We start from the raw sequence: 15,703 nt of genomic DNA on the forward strand, positions 1-15,703 counted from the left end.
CGGCTCCGGTTCACGTCTTCGACCCGCGAAGGCGACCCGGCGGCCATGAAAGGGACACCATGAAGGCAGGAATCCACCCCAACTACGTGACGACGACCGTCGTCTGCGGTTGCGGTAACACGTTCGAGACGCGCAGCACCAAGGAGTCGGGACGTATCAACGTCGAAGTCTGCTCCAACTGCCACCCGTTCTACACCGGCAAGCAGAAGATCCTCGACACCGGTGGACGCGTCGCGCGCTTCGAGGCTCGCTACGGCAAGCGTGCGCCGAAGAAGGCCGCTTCCGACAGCTAGCTGTTACGCCGACGCCCGGTACTGCCCTCGTGCAGGCCGGGCGTCGGCTTTTTCATTGCAAGGATCGAAATCAGAGCGGAGCACACTCATGGCGGGGCAGACCAAGCCGTCGGCCATCGACGACATCCTGGCCGAACACGCGGGTCTGGAACAGCAGCTGTCCGACCCGTCGCTGCACGACGATCCTGCGGCAGCGCGTCGGGTGGGCAAGCGGTTCGCCGAACTCGCCCCCGTGATGTCGACCTACAACGCTCTGAAGCAGGCGCGCGAGGATCTCGAGGCGGCGCGCGAACTCGCCGCCGACGACTCGTCGTTCGCGTCCGAGGTCGACGACCTCGAAGGGCAGGTCGCCGAGCTCGACCGCTCGCTCACCGACCTGCTCGCCCCGCGCGACCCGCACGACGGCGACGACGTGGTCCTCGAGGTCAAGTCCGGTGAGGGCGGCGAGGAATCCGCGCTGTTCGCCGGCGATCTCACTCGGATGTACACGCGCTACGCCGAACGTGCCGGTTGGCGCGTCGAGGTCCTCGGTGCCACCTACTCCGATCTCGGCGGCTACAAGGACGTCACGCTGTCGATCAAGTCGCGGACCGACGTGCGCGACGGCGTGTGGTCCCGTCTGAAGTTCGAGGGCGGCGTGCACCGCGTCCAGCGTGTGCCCGTCACCGAGTCGCAGGGACGCGTGCACACCTCCGCGGCCGGCGTCTTCGTCTATCCCGAGCCCGACGAGGTCGAGCAGGTGCAGATCGACGAGAGCGACCTGCGCATCGACGTCTACCGGTCATCCGGCAAGGGCGGTCAGGGCGTCAACACCACCGACTCGGCCGTGCGCATCACGCACCTTCCCACCGGCATCGTGGTGACCTGCCAGAACGAACGCTCCCAGCTGCAGAACAAGGCCCGCGCGATGCAGGTCCTCGCGGCGCGCCTGCAGGCGGCGGCCGAAGAGGCGGCCGAGGCCGAGGCATCGGCGGGTCGAGCCAGCCAGGTCCGTACCGTCGACCGGTCGGAGCGCATCCGCACCTACAACTTCCCCGAGAACCGGATCACCGATCACCGCATCGGCTTCAAGTCCCACAACCTCGACGCAGTGCTCGACGGCGAACTCGACGCCCTGCTCGACGCCCTGGGCGCTGCAGACAGAGAAGCCCGGCTCGCGGCGGAGTAACCGCGAACCGGGCTCGTCGGCAGGGGATCAGGCAGGAACGTCGTCGCCCTCGCCGTCCCCGTTGCCGTCGGGTGCCGGTGCCGGTGCCGGCGGCACGTTCGTGAGATCGACGCCCGGAAGCAGGAAGCAACCCTGGCCGTCGGAGTTCTGATGGGCGCCCCAGACTGCGCTGACTACGAGTCCGTCACCGGTCTGGAGGGCGATCGCGGGCTCGTCGCCCTCGGCCGCTTCCGGAAGAACGCCGCCACCGAGCTGCAGCGTCCTCAGGTTCACCCAGTTGATCTGGCCTCCGCCGCTACCTTCCTGCTCGATCTCGTACTCGATCCCCGCAGGCGCCGCGTCCTCCTCGGCGAGGGCGGTCTCCGTGTCGACCACGCCGACGCCAGCCGGGCATCCGATCGGGATCGGCTGGAAGTCGATGGGCTCGGCGCTCGCGAGCGCAGGGGCCGCGAATGCGGTTGCACCCGCAGCGGCAAGAACGGTGATTCCACGCACAGTCCGCGTCTTCATGGAGCAATCCCTTTCTGTCGATGAAACCGACCGGAAGGTATCGGTCCTCGTTCGGGTGCCCGCCCCGCCGCGCCGTCAATCACGTTGTCGGAAACACCCTCGATGTCCGGTCCGGGTGTTCTGCGTGCAATGCGAGGGCTACCTCGGCGTAGTGCAGGTACGAGGTCGTGGCACGCTGTAAGGCGTGAGCCGTCAACCTCTGCGCCTGGCCATCATCGAAGCGGCATCGGTCCTCGAGGAAGCCGGAGTCCCGAGTCCTCGGGTCGACGCCGAACTTCTCGCAGCGCACCTGCTCGGCATCGAGCGCGGGCGACTCGGATTGGTCCCGCTCGTCGATGCGACGACCATCGACGCCTACCGCTCGATGGTCGAACAGCGGGCGAAGCGGATTCCTCTGCAGTACATCACCGGCACCTCGCCGATGGGGGAGATCGACCTGGCAGTGGGGCCGGGGGTGTTCGTCCCGCGGCCCGAGACGGAACTGCTGCTCGGGTGGGCGCTGGCCTTCCTCGAACGCCACGGCAGCCGCAACCCGGTCGTCCTCGACCTGTGCACCGGATCCGGCGCGCTGGCCCTGGCGATTGCGCATGCGCGTCCCGACGCCGAGGTCCACGCCGTCGAACTCGAGGCGAAGGCCCTCGCCTGGGCGCGTCGGAACGCCGAGACGCGCGCGGAGGAAGGGGACACCCCGATCCGGCTGTACCAGGGCGATGTCACCGACTGCATGCTGCTCACCAACCTCGAAGGCAGCGTCGATCTGGTGGTCGCCAACCCGCCCTACATCCCGGAAGGGGCCGACCTCGAACCCGAGGTGATCGAACACGATCCGCACTCGGCGCTCTTCGGGGGAGCGGACGGACTGTCCGTCATCCGGCCGATGGTCTCCAACATTGCGCGGTGGTTGCGGATCGGGGGAGCGGCAGCGGTCGAGCACGACGACACGCACAGCCTGCTGGTCGCTGAACTGTTCGAGCAGCGTCGGGTGTTCGGCGACGTCGTGCGGCACCCCGACCTCGCCGGGAAGGCCCGCTTCGTGACCGCGCACCGTGTTCCCACGGCGGTGGAAGCCGACCGCATGAAGTCGGTACGGTCTGCGGCGGACGGCTGACGGGCAGGACCCGTCCGGTGCCGAGTGCGGCCGAAGTGGAAGGATGAGCGCGTGAGCACCGTGTACGACTGCAACAACGAAGCTTCGCGCGCCGCCGGACTCAACGCGGCGCGTGGCGCACTCAAGGCCGGACGACTCGTCGTCGTACCCACCGACACGGTGTACGGCATCGCTGCCGACGCCTTCGACTCCGACGCGGTGACGGCGCTCCTGCGCGCGAAGGGCCGCGGCCGCGACATGCCGGTGCCGGTCCTCGTCGGCTCCTGGACGACCATCGACGGTCTCGTCGCCTCTGTGCGTCCCGAGGCGCGGGAGTTGATCCGCGCGTTCTGGCCGGGCGGGCTCAGCCTCGTGGTGCACCAGGCGCCGTCCCTGGCCTGGGACCTCGGCGACACCCGCGGCACCGTCATGCTCCGCATGCCGCTGCACCCCGTCATCCTGGAACTGCTGCGCGAGGTCGGTCCGCTCGCGGTCTCCAGCGCCAACGTCTCCGGCCGGCCCCCTGCCACGAACGTCACCGAGGCGCGCGAGCAACTCGGAGCATCGGCGAGTGTCTATCTCGACGGTGGCCCGGCGGAGCACGGAGTCGCATCGACGATCGTCGACCTCACGGGCGACCGCCCGCGCATCCTGCGCGAAGGCGCGGTGACGGCCGAAGCACTCGCGGAGGTGCTCGGCGACGATCCCGAGCGCCTTCGGTCCGGCGGGGAGTAGCGGCGGAGGAACGGAGCACGTGACTGCAGCCGACACCACCGCCGTACTGCTCGCCCAGGCCGGGCGCGGCGCCGGCGTTCCCATCCGGGAGCTTCTCCTCGTCCTGCTCACCGCCGCGGTGGTGACCTTCCTCGCGACCGGTGTGGTGCGGATCCTCGCGCTGAAGTTCGGAGCGGTCGCCGTTCCTCGCGACCGCGACGTGCACGTGACCCCGACCCCCCGGATGGGTGGGGTCGGCATGTACATCGGCCTCGTCGCGGGAATTGTCTTCGCTCAGCAATTGCCTGCTCTGACAAGGGGTTTCGAATACACCCCGGATATGGGGGCGGCGCTCGTCGCGGCCTCGATCATCGTCGTCGTCGGCATCGTCGACGACCGGTGGGGACTCGATGCGCTCACCAAGTTCGTCGGCCAGGTCACCGCGGCCGGCGTGCTCGTGGTCATGGGCGTGAGCTGGATCGTCATCTACGACCCGTTCAGTGCCTCGACACTCGTGCTCGACCAGCTCCAGGGCGGCCTCATCACCGTCGCCGTCGCCGCGGTGACGATCAACGCGATGAACTTCGTCGACGGGCTCGACGGACTGGCGGCCGGACTGGGGCTCATCGCCGCACTCGCGATCTGCGCGTTCTCCGTGGGTCTGCTGCTCGATCAGGGCGGCGACGTCTCCGCCTACCCCCCGGCCCTCATGGCCGCGGCCCTCGCCGGCGCCTGCCTCGGCTTCCTGCCGCACAACTTCCAGCCCGCCAGGATCTTCATGGGCGACTCCGGGTCGATGCTCATCGGTCTCATGCTCGCCGCGATCTCCACGAGCGCCTCGGGCCTCATCCCGCTCAGCGCCTACGGTTCGCGCGACCTGCTCGGTCTGCTCTCACCGCTGATCCTGGTCGGTGCCGTGATGTTCATCCCGATCCTCGACCTGCTCCTCGCGATCGTGCGGCGCACCCGGGCCGGCGTCAGCCCGTTCAGCCCCGACAAGATGCACCTCCACCACCGCCTGCTGCAGATCGGGCACTCGCACCGTCGCGTGGTGCTGCTGCTCTACCTGTGGGTCGGCATCCTGGCCTTCGGAGCCGTCGGTTCCTCGCTGCTCGACCGGCGGGCGGTGGTATTGATCCTCGCGGGTGGTCTCGTGTTCGCCCTCGTGGTGACCGCCGTGCCGTCGCTGCGGCGGCACGACGAGTCGGGGGAGACGCCGCCGGAGCACTCCCGAGAGGTCGGTTAGGCTCGGATATCGTGACGAACCCGGATCATCTCGAACCCGACCACGGTCTGCCCTCGCTGCCCGACCCGATCGCGCCGATGCGTGCGGCCGTGCGGTACGGCGCCCTCGGTCTTCTCGCGCTCGCCGTCGTGGCCTCGGTGATCTCGGTGCTCGTCGCCGGGATGCCCGGCCTGTGGGGTGCACTCATCGGAGCGGCCGTCGGCGGAGGGTTCATCCTCTTCACTGCACTCGGCGTTCTCCTGACGTCGAAGATGCCGGCGATGACCGCCGGAGCCGTACTTCTCGGCACCTGGCTGCTGAAGCTGATCCTCGCCATCGTCGTGATGGGTTCGCTCGACTCGCTCGACTTCTACAACCGCAACGCGCTCGTCCTCACCATCGTGTTCGCCCTGGTCATCGTTCTGGGAGCCGAGACCTACGGGGTGCTCTCGCAGCGCGCCCTGTACGTCGATCCCCAGACGTCCTCCGGATCCGACAACGACGATCGGTAGTAGTACCGCTTGTCCATAACCCCCCACGTAGGAACCCACCTACGCACTGTCGTAGAGCAGTTGGTAGGGTGAGTTCTACGAAAGTGACGCTGCCCGCATCGGGTTCGAAGAGGGTGCGCAGTTGTGACTTCGTAGGCGGTCGTGTTCAAATGGCCGCCGAGTCGACGAGAGTCGCCGACACCGGCAGGAAGCGGGACCGTTCACGCGGTTCGGACCACTGGCGAATACGCGAGCCGACCTGGTCGACTTCTGGATCGTCAATGTCCGATCGAACCGCAGACGGCATGCCTGCGGCCGACTACGGGAGAGAGCGCTGAGCGTCACCACCTTGGCAGCCGGAGAATTCCACGCGCCGTCACTAGCTGATTTTTTCCCACCGGCAGTCCTGTTCGAAGGCACCCCCTTCGAGATGGACCGGCTGATGCTCATCCGCGTCGCCGTCGCCCTGATCGTCGCGCTGTTCTTCTTCTTCGCGCTGCGGAGTCCGAAGATCGTGCCGCGGGGCGTGCAGAACGTCGCCGAGATCATGCTCGACTTCGTCCGGATCCATATCGCCGAGGACATCCTCGGTAAGGAACAGGGACGCCGGTTCCTCCCGGTGATCGTCACCATCTTCTTCCTGGTGGTCGGTCTGAACCTGACATCGGTCATCCCGTTCCTCAACATCTCGTCCAACGCACGAATCGGTATGCCGATCGTGCTCGCGGCACTCGCCTACATCGTCTTCAACTATGTGGGCATCAAGAAGTACGGATTCTTCCGCTACGTCAAGAGCAGCATCGTCATCCCGAACCTGCCGCCCGCTCTCCACGTGCTGGTGATCCCGATCGAGTTCGTCTCGACGTTCATTCTGCGGCCGTTCACGCTGACCATTCGTCTCATGGCCAACATGCTGGCCGGTCACATCATGCTCGTGCTGTTCTTCAGTGCCACGCAGTTCTTCTTCTTCGATTCCGACGGCTTCATGAAGGTGTTCGGCATCGGTTCTCTCATCGGCGGAATCGCGTTCACCTTCTTCGAGCTCCTGGTGATCGTCCTGCAGGCCTACATCTTCGCGCTGCTCACCGCGGTGTACATCGACCTGGCCCTGCACGCCGAAGAGCACTAGCTCGACGAACGGCACGACCCACATCTACACAAAGACTGACTCGGTTGCCGACTCCCGGGGCCGAGCCACAAGAAAGGGAATGGAACACCAATGAGCGTTGCGCTTCAGGCAGCAGACGTCCTCGCCCAGGAGACCACGATCTCGGGTGCAGGCGCCATCGGCTACGGCCTCGCCGCCATCGGCCCCGGCATCGGCATCGGCATCGTCGTCGGCAAGGCGATCGAGGGCATGGCTCGTCAGCCCGAGATGGCCGGCCAGCTGCGCACCACGATGTTCCTCGGTATCGCATTCACCGAGGCCCTCGCGCTGATCGGCATCGTCGCCGGCTTCATCTTCTGATCCGACGATCACAATGGCTGACAGCATCCTGATCCTCGCGGCAGAGGAAGGGGAGACTCCCAATCCTCTTCTCCCCGCGACATACGACATCGTCTGGTCGCTGGTCGCCCTGATCCTCGTCGGATTCGTCTTCTGGAAGTTCGTGCTTCCGATGTTCCAGAAGGTGCTCGACGAGCGTTCGGAGCTGATCGAAGGCGGCATCAAGAAGGCAGAGGAAGCTCAGGCGGAGGCTGCGGCCGCGCTCGAGCAGTACCGTAGCCAGCTCGCCGAGGCCCGCACCGAGGCGGCGCAGATCCGTGAAGAGGCCCGTGCACAGGGCCAGCAGATCATCGCCGACATGAAGGCGCAGGCCCAGGAGGAGAGCGACCGTATCGTCGCCGCCGGTCACAACCAGCTGCAGGCCCAGCGCCAGCAGATCGTGGCCGAGCTGCGTAGCGATCTCGGACGCAGCTCCGTGGATCTCGCCGAGAAGATCCTCGGCGAAGCGCTCGCGGACGACGTGAAGCGTGCCGGCTCGATCGATCGGTTCCTCGACGAACTCGACTCCCTCAGCGCTGACTCTGCATCCGGAAAGTGAGCACCATGTACGCAGCAAGCCGTGAGGCACTCGCTCATACGCGTTCCGCGTTGCAGTCCGCCCTGGGCTCGGGTGCCGCGACTGCCGCTGCGGCTCAGGCCGGTTCCGAACTCTTCTCGGTGGTCGAGGCGCTCGACAGCCAGCGGGCCCTCCGGACCGCGCTGGCCGACGCCTCGGCCCCGGCTGCCGTTCGCGAGCGGCTGGCCGAGCAGGTCTTCGGCGGCAAGGTTTCGGCCCAGACCCTCGCGACCGTCAAGGCCGCAGCGGGGCAGGACTGGTCGGCACAGTCCGACCTGACCGGCTCGCTCGTCCAGCTCGGCCGTGAGGCACTGCTGAAGGCGGCGGCGGACCAGGACCAGCTCGACACTGTCGAGGACGAACTGTTCCGCCTCGGTCGCATCGTGGCCGGCGACCCCGAACTCGAGCAGACGCTCTCGGATCGCAGCACCCCGGCTTCGGCCAAGCGTGATCTGCTGACGCGCCTGCTGTACGGCAAGGTCACCGCGGTCACCGAGGCGCTGGCGGTCCACGCGGTCGGTCGGCTGAGCACGTCGCCGGCCGAGACGTTCGACGAGTTGTCGGCGCTCGCCGCGGCCCAGCGGGACCGTGCCGTCGCGCACGTCCGCAGCGCGGCACCGCTCGATGCGAAGCAGGAGGAGCGGCTCACCGCGACCCTGACCCGCATCTACGGGAAGCCTGTGACGGTGCACGTCGAGGTCGATCCCGAGCTTCTCAGTGGATTGGTCGTCCGGGTGGGCGACGAGGTCATCGACGGTAGTGCCGCGGGTCGACTCGCTGCAGTGCGCAAGAGCCTCACGTAGTCCACTACCGAACACACACATAGATCTTTTCGAAGACCAGATACCGAGAGCAGGAAGAACATGGCGGAGCTGACGATCTCCTCCGACGAGATCCGTAGCGCGATTGACAATTACACCGCGAGCTACTCCCCGGAGGCCTCCCGCGAGGAGGTCGGCGTGGTCGTCGACACCAGTGACGGCATCGCGCACATCAGCGGTCTGCCGTCGGCGATGGCGAACGAGCTGCTGGAGTTCCCCGGTGGCGTCCTCGGTGTGGCCCTCAACCTCGAGGCCACCGAGATCGGTGCCGTTATCCTGGGCGACTTCCAGACCATCGAGGAAGGCCAGGAAGTCAAGCGGACCGGCGACGTTCTGTCGGTGCCGGTGAGCGACAACTTCCTCGGCCGCGTCGTGAACCCGCTCGGTCAGCCGATCGACGGCCTCGGCGACATCGAAGCCGATGAGACCCGCGCCCTCGAGTTGCAGGCCGCGACCGTGCTGGAGCGCCAGCCGGTCGAGGAGCCGCTGCAGACGGGCATCAAGGCCATCGACGCGATGACCCCGATCGGCCGCGGCCAGCGTCAGCTCGTGATCGGCGACCGCAAGACGGGTAAGACCGCGGTCTGCATCGACGCGATCCTGAACCAGAAGGCGAATTGGGAGACCGGCGACCCGAAGCAGCAGGTCCGCTGCATCTACGTCGCGATCGGCCAGAAGGGCTCGACCATCGCGGGTGTCAAGCAGGCACTCGAGGAGAACGGCGCGATGGAGTACACCACCATCGTCGCGGCTCCGGCCTCCGACTCCGCCGGCTTCAAGTGGCTCGCCCCCTACACCGGTTCGGCCCTCGGCCAGCACTGGATGTACCAGGGCAAGCACGTCCTGATCGTGTTCGACGACCTGACCAAGCAGGCCGAGGCCTACCGCGCCATCTCGCTGCTGCTGCGTCGTCCGCCGGGCCGCGAGGCATACCCCGGCGACGTCTTCTACCTGCACTCGCGTCTGCTGGAGCGCTCCGCCAAGCTCTCCGACGAGCTCGGTGGCGGCTCGCTGACGGCCCTGCCGATCATCGAGACCAAGGCGAACGACGTGTCGGCCTACATCCCGACCAACGTCATCTCCATCACCGACGGCCAGGTCTTCCTCGAGTCCGACCTGTTCAACAAGGGTGTCCGCCCCGCCATCAACGTCGGTATCTCGGTTTCCCGAGTCGGTGGCGCCGCCCAGACCAAGGGCATGAAGAAGGTCTCCGGTTCGCTGCGTCTCGAGCTTGCGCAGTTCCGTGAGCTCGAAGGCTTCGCCGCCTTCGCCTCCGACCTCGACGCCGCATCGAAGGCTCAGCTCGAGCGCGGTCAGCGTCTCGTCGAGCTCCTCAAGCAGGACCAGTACGCGCCCATCGCGGTCGAGGACCAGATCGTGTCGATCTACCTCGCCGGCGAAGGTGTCTTCGACTCGGTTCCGGTCGAGGACGTGCGTCGCTTCGAGGCCGAGCTCCTCGAGGATCTGCACCGCAACGCCGCAGGCGTCTACGAGCAGATCGCCGGTGGCAAGGCCCTGTCCGACGAGTCGATCGAGGCTCTCGCCGCCGCGACCGCCAAGTTCAAGGAGGGCTTCATCGCCTCCGACGGCAGCCGTGTCGTGAACGAGGCAGAGGCCGAGGCCCTCGGTGCCGACGAGGTCCAGCAGGAGCAGGTCTCCGTCAAGCGCACCACCGTTCGCAAGTGAGCGGGGAGTCCATGACCCAGCGTCCAGTGAAGGGAGTGTGATCGACGAATGGCGAACTTGCGCGAACTGCGCTCGCGGATCAAGTCGGTCAACTCGACCAAGAAGATCACCAAGGCGCAGGAACTGATCGCGACGTCGCGTATCACGAAGGCCCAGGCCCGAGTGGCAGCGTCGAAGCCGTACGCCGAGGAGATCACCAAGGTGCTCTCCGAGCTGGCGAGTGCGTCGGCCTCGTTGGATCACCCCCTGCTCAACGAGCGCGAGAACCCCAAGCGTGCCGCAGTGCTGGTCGTGACCAGCGACCGCGGTATGGCCGGCGGTTACAACTCCAACGTCCTCAAGGAAGCCGAGGAGCTGCGTCAGCTGCTCCTCAGCGAGGGCAAGGAGCCTGTGCTGTACGTGATGGGCGGCAAGGGCCTCGGCTACTACACGTTCCGCGAGCGTGAAGTGGCCGCTGCCTGGACGGGCTTCTCGCAGGACCCCCGTTACACGGACGCCGCGAAGGCGAGCCGTCACCTGGTCGAGCTGTTCATGGCGGGCTCGGGCACCGAGGTGCCCGCCCCGAACGGCGAGGGCACCATCGAGGGCGTCGACGAACTGCACATCGTCTACACCCGCTTCGTGTCGATGCTGACCCAGACCCCCCAGGTTCGCAGGATGGCTCCGCTCGAGGTGAGCATCACCGAGGACGAGATCGACCTCGGCGAGGACATGCTCACCGACGGACGCCGCGCTACGGACACCGAGGGACCGCAGGCCGTGTACAACTTCGAGCCGGAGGCCGGAGTTCTGCTCGAGGCTCTCCTGCCGAAGTACATCAGCACGCGCATCTACGCGTCGCTGCTGGACGCGGCGGCCTCCGAGTCGGCAGCCCGTCGTACCGCCATGAAGGCCGCGACGGACAACGCGACGGAACTGGTGAACACCCTCAGCCGTCAGGCGAACCAGGCCCGCCAGGCCCAGATCACCCAGGAAATCAGCGAGATCGTCGGCGGTGCCGGTGCGCTCGCCTCGAGTGCAGGAAGTGACTGAACCACAATGACCGCAGCAGTAACCGACAACAACGCCGGTGCGGCGTCGGCCCTTGCCGGGCGCGTCGTCCGCGTCATCGGCGCCGTCGTCGACGTGGAATTCCCGCGTGGCGCCGTGCCCGAGCTGTTCAACGCCCTGCACGCAGAGGTCACTCTGCCGTCCGTGGCGAAGACCCTGACCCTCGAGGTCGCGCAGCACCTGGGTGACAACCTGGTCCGCACGATCTCGATGCAGCCCACCGACGGCCTGGTGCGTGGCGCCCCCGTCAGCGACACCGGCAAGCCGATCTCGGTTCCCGTCGGCGACGTCGTCAAGGGCCACGTGTTCAACGCGCTGGGCGACTGCCTCGACGCGCCGGGCACCGGCCGCGACGGCGAGCAGTGGGGCATCCACCGCAAGCCCCCGGCCTTCGACCAGCTCGAGGGCAAGACCGAGATCCTCGAGACCGGCATCAAGGTCATCGACCTGCTGACCCCGTACGTGAAGGGCGGCAAGATCGGTCTGTTCGGTGGTGCCGGTGTCGGCAAGACCGTTCTGATCCAGGAGATGATCACCCGTATCGCGCGTGAGTTCTCCGGTACGTCGGTGTTCGCCGGCGTCGGTGAGCGCACCCGTGAGGGCACCGACCTCCACCTCGAGATGGAAGAGATGGGCGTCCTCCAGGACACCGCCCTCGTCTTCGGCCAGATGGACGAGCCGCCGGGCACGCGTATGCGCGTCGCTCTGTCGGCCCTGACGATGGCGGAGTACTTCCGCGACGTCCAGGGACAGGACGTGCTCCTGTTCATCGACAACATCTTCCGCTTCACGCAGGCCGGCTCGGAGGTTTCGACCCTCCTCGGCCGTATGCCGTCGGCCGTGGGTTACCAGCCCACGCTGGCAGACGAGATGGGTGAGCTCCAGGAGCGCATCACCTCGACGCGTGGCCGTTCGATCACCTCGCTGCAGGCGATCTACGTGCCCGCCGACGACTACACCGACCCCGCGCCGGCCACGACGTTCGCTCACCTCGATGCGACCACCGAGCTCTCGCGTCCGATCTCGCAGATGGGTATCTACCCCGCTGTGGACCCGCTGACGTCGACCTCGCGAATCCTCGAGCCGGGCATCGTCGGTGCCGACCACTTCCGGGTGGCCAACGAGGTCAAGCGCATCCTGCAGAAGTACAAGGAACTGCAGGACATCATCGCCATCCTCGGTATGGACGAGCTCTCCGAAGAGGACAAGGTCACGGTCGCCCGTGCCCGTCGTCTCCAGAAGTTCCTCGGCCAGAACTTCATCGTCGCCGAGAAGTTCACGGGTCAGCCGGGTTCGGTCGTGCCGCTCGCCGACACCATCGAGGCCTTCGACCGCGTGTGCAAGGGCGAGTTCGACCACCTGCCCGAGCAGGCGTTCAACAGCTGCGGTGGACTCGACGACGTCGAGGCTGCAGCCAAGAAGATCGCCGGAAAGTAGGCCACCGTGGCTGAGATGAGCGTGGACATCGTTGCCGTCGAGGAGCGTGTGTGGTCCGGATCGGCGACTCTCGTCACCGCCCAGACCACCGAGGGCGAGATCGGCATCATGCCCGGTCACGAGCCCGTGCTCGGCCAGCTCGTCGAGGGTGGCGTCGTGTCCGTCAGGACCGCGGACGGTGAGCGGATCGTCATGGCCGTCCATGGCGGATTCCTCTCGGTGACCGCGACGACGGTGACGGTGCTCGCCGAAGCCGCCGACCGCGTGGAGGACATCGACGTCGAGGCAGCCAAGTCGACTCTGAACGATGCAGATCGTGACGAGTCGGAGATCGCAGCGGCCCGCGGCCGCCTGCGGGCTGTCGAACGAGCCTGATCGTCGAAACAACGAGAAGCCGCGACGGAGCCGACGAGCAGTGTCACTTGGATTTCTGATTCTCAATATCCTTGTGGTGCTGCTCGCGGTCTCCGTCGCGGCTTTGTTGTACCGTCTCTTCACCTTGCGCGGCGGGGGTACCGCCGCCATCCTGCGAGTGATGCCTCAGAACGAGGGTTCCGGCTGGAGGCACGGAATCGTTCGGTACGGCGACGACACACTCGCTTTCTTCAAGCTTTCGAGCCTTCGGCCCGGACCCGACGTACGCCTGACCCGTCAGGGCATCGATGTACGTTCGCGGCGCAAGCCGGAAGGCAGCGAATTCGACATCATGACCGAGGACATCGTGATCCTCGATGTGATCGACCGCGACAACTCGTACGAGATCGCGCTCGACAGCGGCGCTTTGATGGCCTTCATGTCCTGGGTCGAATCCAGGCCCGACGGCCGGTCGCAGCGCCGCCGCCCCGTCTAGAGGGACTTCCTCACGCGCCCGCTCCCGGCTTCCACAACACGTCGCCGTCCGGGTTCGCGATCCGGCACAGGATGAAGAGCAGATCCGAGAGCCGGTTCAGGTACTTCGCCGGCAGGACGTTCGTATCGTCCGGAGCCGCGTCCACCGCCGCCCACGCCGACCGTTCCGCACGCCGTGCGACCGTCCTGGCGGTGTGCAGCAGAGCAGCCCCCGGCGTACCGCCCGGAAGAATGAACGAGTTGAGCGGTTCCAGCTCCTCGTTGAACTCGTCGCACCAGCCCTCGAGCCGGTCGATGTACTGCTGGGTGATCCGCAGCGGCGGGTACTTCGGGTTCTCGACCACCGGCGTCGACAGATCGGCGCCGGCATCGAAGAGATCGTTCTGGATCTGACGGAGTACCGGGACGAGCCGTTCCGGGAGTGCTCCCAGTGCGAGCGCCACACCGATCGCGGCGTTGGTCTCGTCGCAGTCGGCGTAGGCGACCAGACGAGGGTCGTTCTTCGAGACGCGCGAGAAGTCGCTGAGTCCCGTCGTTCCGTCGTCTCCGGTGCGCGTATAGATCCGTGTCAGGTGGACTGCCATGAGCGTCACGGTACCGGCTCTGCTCTTCCCACGGACACGCCCGTTACGCTGTGTCGTTGTGAGTGAACGCTTTCTTGTCACAGGTGGGAACCGCCTTTCCGGCGACGTCGTCGTCGGGGGTGCCAAGAACAGCGTCCTCAAGTTGATGGCCGCGGCATTGCTCGCCGAGGGCACCACCACGATCACCAACTGCCCCGACATCCTCGACGTGCCCTTGATGGCCGATGTCCTGCGTGGACTCGGATGCAAGGTCGAACTCGAAGGCGACGCCGTACGCATCACGACGCCTGCCGAACCCGAGTACCGCGCCGACTTCGCGGCCGTGCGGCAGTTCCGGGCGTCGGTCTGCGTACTCGGCCCGCTGGTTGCACGCTGCCGCAAGGCGATCGTGGCGCTGCCCGGAGGCGACGCCATCGGCTCCCGTCCGCTCGACATGCACCAGGCGGGTCTGCGACTGCTCGGCGCCCATTCGTCGATCGAGCACGGATGCGTCGTCGCGGAAGCGGACGATCTGCACGGTGCCACCATTCGTCTGGCGTTCCCTTCGGTCGGAGCGACGGAGAACATCCTCATGGCCGCGGTCCTCGCCAAGGGGGACACGACCATCGACAACGCAGCCCGCGAACCCGAGATCGTCGACCTGTGCAACATGCTTGTCCGCATGGGGGCACGGATCACCGGTGCGGGCAGTACGACGCTGCGGGTCTCGGGAGTCTCGTCCCTCCATCCCACCGAGCACCGGTGCATCGGCGACCGGATCGTTGCGGCGACGTGGGGGATCGCAGCAGTGATGACGCGGGGCGATATCGCCGTCCGCGGCGTCAATCCGAAGCACCTCGCGTTGGTGCTGGACAAGTTGCGCAGTGCCGGCGCCGAAGTCATGCCGTTGGCAGACGGATTCCACGTCGTGCAGAAGGAGCGGCCCCGTGCCGTCAACTTCGCGACGCTGCCGTATCCGGGATTCCCGACCGACCTGCAGCCCATGGCGATCGGTCTGGCGGCCGTCGCCGACGGGACGTCGATGATCACCGAGAACGTCTTCGAAGCACGGTTCCGGTTCGTCGAGGAGATGGTGCGTCTCGGTGCGGACGCCCGCACCGACGGCCATCACGCGGTTGTGCGGGGAGTCGAGCAGTTGTCGAGTGCTCCCGTATGGGCATCGGACATCCGTGCGGGCGCAGGTCTGGTGCTCGCCGGCCTGTGTGCGGACGGGGTCACGGAAGTGCACGACGTCTACCACATCGACCGTGGTTATCCGCGGTTCGTCGAGATCCTCCAGGAGCTCGGCGGAACCATCGAGCGGGTGGGTGTCGAACAAGGCCGGCTCCTGTCGCACTAGGGAGAAATCCCTGGTCGGGCCCTGTGTCCGGCGTCACCAGTGGTGATTTCGGTCCGGTCGGCGCCTTTCGGGGACATCCACCTGGGCTTTCTTCGAGGACTACCCCCTCTGACCAGGCGATTTGGCAGGCAGTTGATCCTCGCGTAACTTATTCCAGGTCAGAGCGACACGGACACCGACCCGGGCCGAGAGGAACGGGACAACGAGGTTGGACGAAGGCGCCTGAACTTGGTTACGAGCCCCCGATTCTTCTGGTAAGGTCGGTGGCCCCGGAGGTCGAAGAGACCTCCTGATGAACAGTCACCCCGGAGTGAACGAACCGGAAGGTTCGGGATCGATGGTGTGTGCGTGTTCTTTGAGAACTCAACAGTGTGCCGATGAATGTC

General features: G+C 66.6%; 18 protein-coding genes. 16 read left to right on the forward strand and 2 right to left on the reverse strand.

The window, feature by feature from the left end; genetic code table 11:
- Nucleotides 1-59: 59 nt before the first annotated feature.
- Together rpmE and prfA are read left to right on the forward strand one after the other, a co-directional pair.
- A complete protein-coding gene (gene rpmE, locus ACNJ7K_RS17075) occupies nt 60-293 on the forward strand; it encodes a 50S ribosomal protein L31 (RefSeq protein WP_006552583.1) in 234 nt (77 codons plus the stop codon).
- 88 nt (nt 294-381) lie between these two features.
- A complete protein-coding gene (gene prfA / locus ACNJ7K_RS17080) occupies nt 382-1,461 on the forward strand; it encodes a peptide chain release factor 1 (protein WP_120282109.1) in 1,080 nt (359 codons plus the stop codon).
- Between the two features lie 27 nt (nt 1,462-1,488).
- Here the strand turns inward: prfA and ACNJ7K_RS17085 are convergent, their stop codons facing one another.
- The gene (locus tag ACNJ7K_RS17085) at nt 1,489-1,971 is read right to left on the reverse strand and encodes a hypothetical protein (RefSeq protein WP_230792049.1); all 483 of its coding nucleotides are present in this window, start codon (nt 1,969-1,971) and stop codon (nt 1,489-1,491) included.
- A gap of 184 nt (nt 1,972-2,155) precedes the next feature.
- Here ACNJ7K_RS17085 and prmC point away from each other — a divergent pair, with 184 nt between their 5' ends.
- The 13 genes from prmC (at nt 2,156) to ACNJ7K_RS17150 (ending at nt 13,395) form a co-directional block, all read left to right on the forward strand.
- Nucleotides 2,156-3,079: a peptide chain release factor N(5)-glutamine methyltransferase gene (gene prmC / locus ACNJ7K_RS17090; RefSeq protein ID WP_487041975.1), complete on the forward strand. Its 924-nt coding sequence runs from the start codon at nt 2,156-2,158 to the stop codon at nt 3,077-3,079.
- Nucleotides 3,080-3,130: 51 nt separating this feature from the next.
- Nucleotides 3,131-3,793, forward strand: coding sequence for an L-threonylcarbamoyladenylate synthase (locus ACNJ7K_RS17095; RefSeq protein ID WP_024103704.1), 663 nt, complete (start codon nt 3,131-3,133; stop codon nt 3,791-3,793).
- 19 nt (nt 3,794-3,812) lie between these two features.
- Nucleotides 3,813-5,018, forward strand: coding sequence for an MraY family glycosyltransferase (locus tag ACNJ7K_RS17100; RefSeq protein WP_120282112.1), 1,206 nt, complete (start codon nt 3,813-3,815; stop codon nt 5,016-5,018).
- Nucleotides 5,019-5,029: 11 nt separating this feature from the next.
- Nucleotides 5,030-5,509, forward strand: coding sequence for a Cg1360 family ATP-synthase-associated protein (locus tag ACNJ7K_RS17105; RefSeq protein WP_159418701.1), 480 nt, complete (start codon nt 5,030-5,032; stop codon nt 5,507-5,509).
- 328 nt (nt 5,510-5,837) lie between these two features.
- Entirely contained in the window at nt 5,838-6,617 is a 780-nt protein-coding gene (gene atpB, locus ACNJ7K_RS17110; RefSeq protein WP_170318521.1) for a F0F1 ATP synthase subunit A, read from the forward strand.
- A 90-nt stretch (nt 6,618-6,707) separates the two neighbouring features.
- Nucleotides 6,708-6,956 (forward strand): ATP synthase F0 subunit C, encoded by a 249-nt coding sequence (locus ACNJ7K_RS17115; RefSeq protein ID WP_006552591.1) that lies wholly within the window; start codon nt 6,708-6,710, stop codon nt 6,954-6,956.
- Between the two features lie 13 nt (nt 6,957-6,969).
- A complete protein-coding gene (locus tag ACNJ7K_RS17120) occupies nt 6,970-7,533 on the forward strand; it encodes a F0F1 ATP synthase subunit B (RefSeq protein ID WP_006552592.1) in 564 nt (187 codons plus the stop codon).
- Between the two features lie 5 nt (nt 7,534-7,538).
- On the forward strand, nt 7,539-8,354 hold the full coding sequence (locus tag ACNJ7K_RS17125) for a F0F1 ATP synthase subunit delta (protein WP_059383730.1): 816 nt from the start codon (nt 7,539-7,541) through the stop codon (nt 8,352-8,354).
- A 60-nt stretch (nt 8,355-8,414) separates the two neighbouring features.
- Nucleotides 8,415-10,058 carry a F0F1 ATP synthase subunit alpha gene (gene atpA, locus ACNJ7K_RS17130; protein ID WP_487041976.1) on the forward strand — a complete coding sequence of 548 codons (1,644 nt, stop codon included), beginning with the start codon at nt 8,415-8,417 and terminating at the stop codon, nt 10,056-10,058.
- 48 nt (nt 10,059-10,106) lie between these two features.
- The gene (locus ACNJ7K_RS17135) at nt 10,107-11,090 is read left to right on the forward strand and encodes a F0F1 ATP synthase subunit gamma (RefSeq protein WP_059383709.1); all 984 of its coding nucleotides are present in this window, start codon (nt 10,107-10,109) and stop codon (nt 11,088-11,090) included.
- A 6-nt stretch (nt 11,091-11,096) separates the two neighbouring features.
- A complete protein-coding gene (gene atpD, locus ACNJ7K_RS17140) occupies nt 11,097-12,545 on the forward strand; it encodes a F0F1 ATP synthase subunit beta (protein WP_016692470.1) in 1,449 nt (482 codons plus the stop codon).
- A gap of 6 nt (nt 12,546-12,551) precedes the next feature.
- Nucleotides 12,552-12,920 carry a F0F1 ATP synthase subunit epsilon gene (locus tag ACNJ7K_RS17145; protein WP_006552597.1) on the forward strand — a complete coding sequence of 123 codons (369 nt, stop codon included), beginning with the start codon at nt 12,552-12,554 and terminating at the stop codon, nt 12,918-12,920.
- 76 nt (nt 12,921-12,996) lie between these two features.
- On the forward strand, nt 12,997-13,395 hold the full coding sequence (locus ACNJ7K_RS17150) for a DUF2550 domain-containing protein (RefSeq protein WP_372474094.1): 399 nt from the start codon (nt 12,997-12,999) through the stop codon (nt 13,393-13,395).
- A 10-nt stretch (nt 13,396-13,405) separates the two neighbouring features.
- Here ACNJ7K_RS17150 and ACNJ7K_RS17155 read toward each other — a convergent pair whose 3' ends face one another.
- On the reverse strand, nt 13,406-13,978 hold the full coding sequence (locus tag ACNJ7K_RS17155) for a cob(I)yrinic acid a,c-diamide adenosyltransferase (RefSeq protein ID WP_026061187.1): 573 nt from the start codon (nt 13,976-13,978) through the stop codon (nt 13,406-13,408).
- Nucleotides 13,979-14,036: 58 nt separating this feature from the next.
- Here ACNJ7K_RS17155 and murA point away from each other — a divergent pair, with 58 nt between their 5' ends.
- Complete coding sequence (gene murA / locus ACNJ7K_RS17160) at nt 14,037-15,317, forward strand: UDP-N-acetylglucosamine 1-carboxyvinyltransferase (protein ID WP_487041977.1); 1,281 nt, start codon at nt 14,037-14,039, stop codon at nt 15,315-15,317.
- Nucleotides 15,318-15,703: the final 386 nt, after the last annotated feature.

This window comes from Rhodococcus shunpengi (assembly GCF_048381395.1).
Classification (GTDB): Bacteria; Actinomycetota; Actinomycetes; order Mycobacteriales; family Mycobacteriaceae; genus Rhodococcus.

What these genes read in the sequence shown, in the direction of transcription:
- rpmE (WP_006552583.1), top strand. Translation starts at nt 60, where the DNA reads ATGAAGGCAGGAATCCACCCCAACTACGTGACGACGACCGTCGTCTGC.
- prfA (WP_120282109.1), top strand. Translation starts at nt 382, where the DNA reads ATGGCGGGGCAGACCAAGCCGTCGGCCATCGACGACATCCTGGCCGAA.
- ACNJ7K_RS17085 (WP_230792049.1), bottom strand. Translation starts at nt 1,971, where the DNA reads ATGAAGACGCGGACTGTGCGTGGAATCACCGTTCTTGCCGCTGCGGGT.
- ACNJ7K_RS17115 (WP_006552591.1), top strand. Translation starts at nt 6,708, where the DNA reads ATGAGCGTTGCGCTTCAGGCAGCAGACGTCCTCGCCCAGGAGACCACG.
- ACNJ7K_RS17120 (WP_006552592.1), top strand. Translation starts at nt 6,970, where the DNA reads ATGGCTGACAGCATCCTGATCCTCGCGGCAGAGGAAGGGGAGACTCCC.
- ACNJ7K_RS17125 (WP_059383730.1), top strand. Translation starts at nt 7,539, where the DNA reads ATGTACGCAGCAAGCCGTGAGGCACTCGCTCATACGCGTTCCGCGTTG.
- atpA (WP_487041976.1), top strand. Translation starts at nt 8,415, where the DNA reads ATGGCGGAGCTGACGATCTCCTCCGACGAGATCCGTAGCGCGATTGAC.
- ACNJ7K_RS17135 (WP_059383709.1), top strand. Translation starts at nt 10,107, where the DNA reads ATGGCGAACTTGCGCGAACTGCGCTCGCGGATCAAGTCGGTCAACTCG.
- atpD (WP_016692470.1), top strand. Translation starts at nt 11,097, where the DNA reads ATGACCGCAGCAGTAACCGACAACAACGCCGGTGCGGCGTCGGCCCTT.
- ACNJ7K_RS17155 (WP_026061187.1), bottom strand. Translation starts at nt 13,978, where the DNA reads ATGGCAGTCCACCTGACACGGATCTATACGCGCACCGGAGACGACGGA.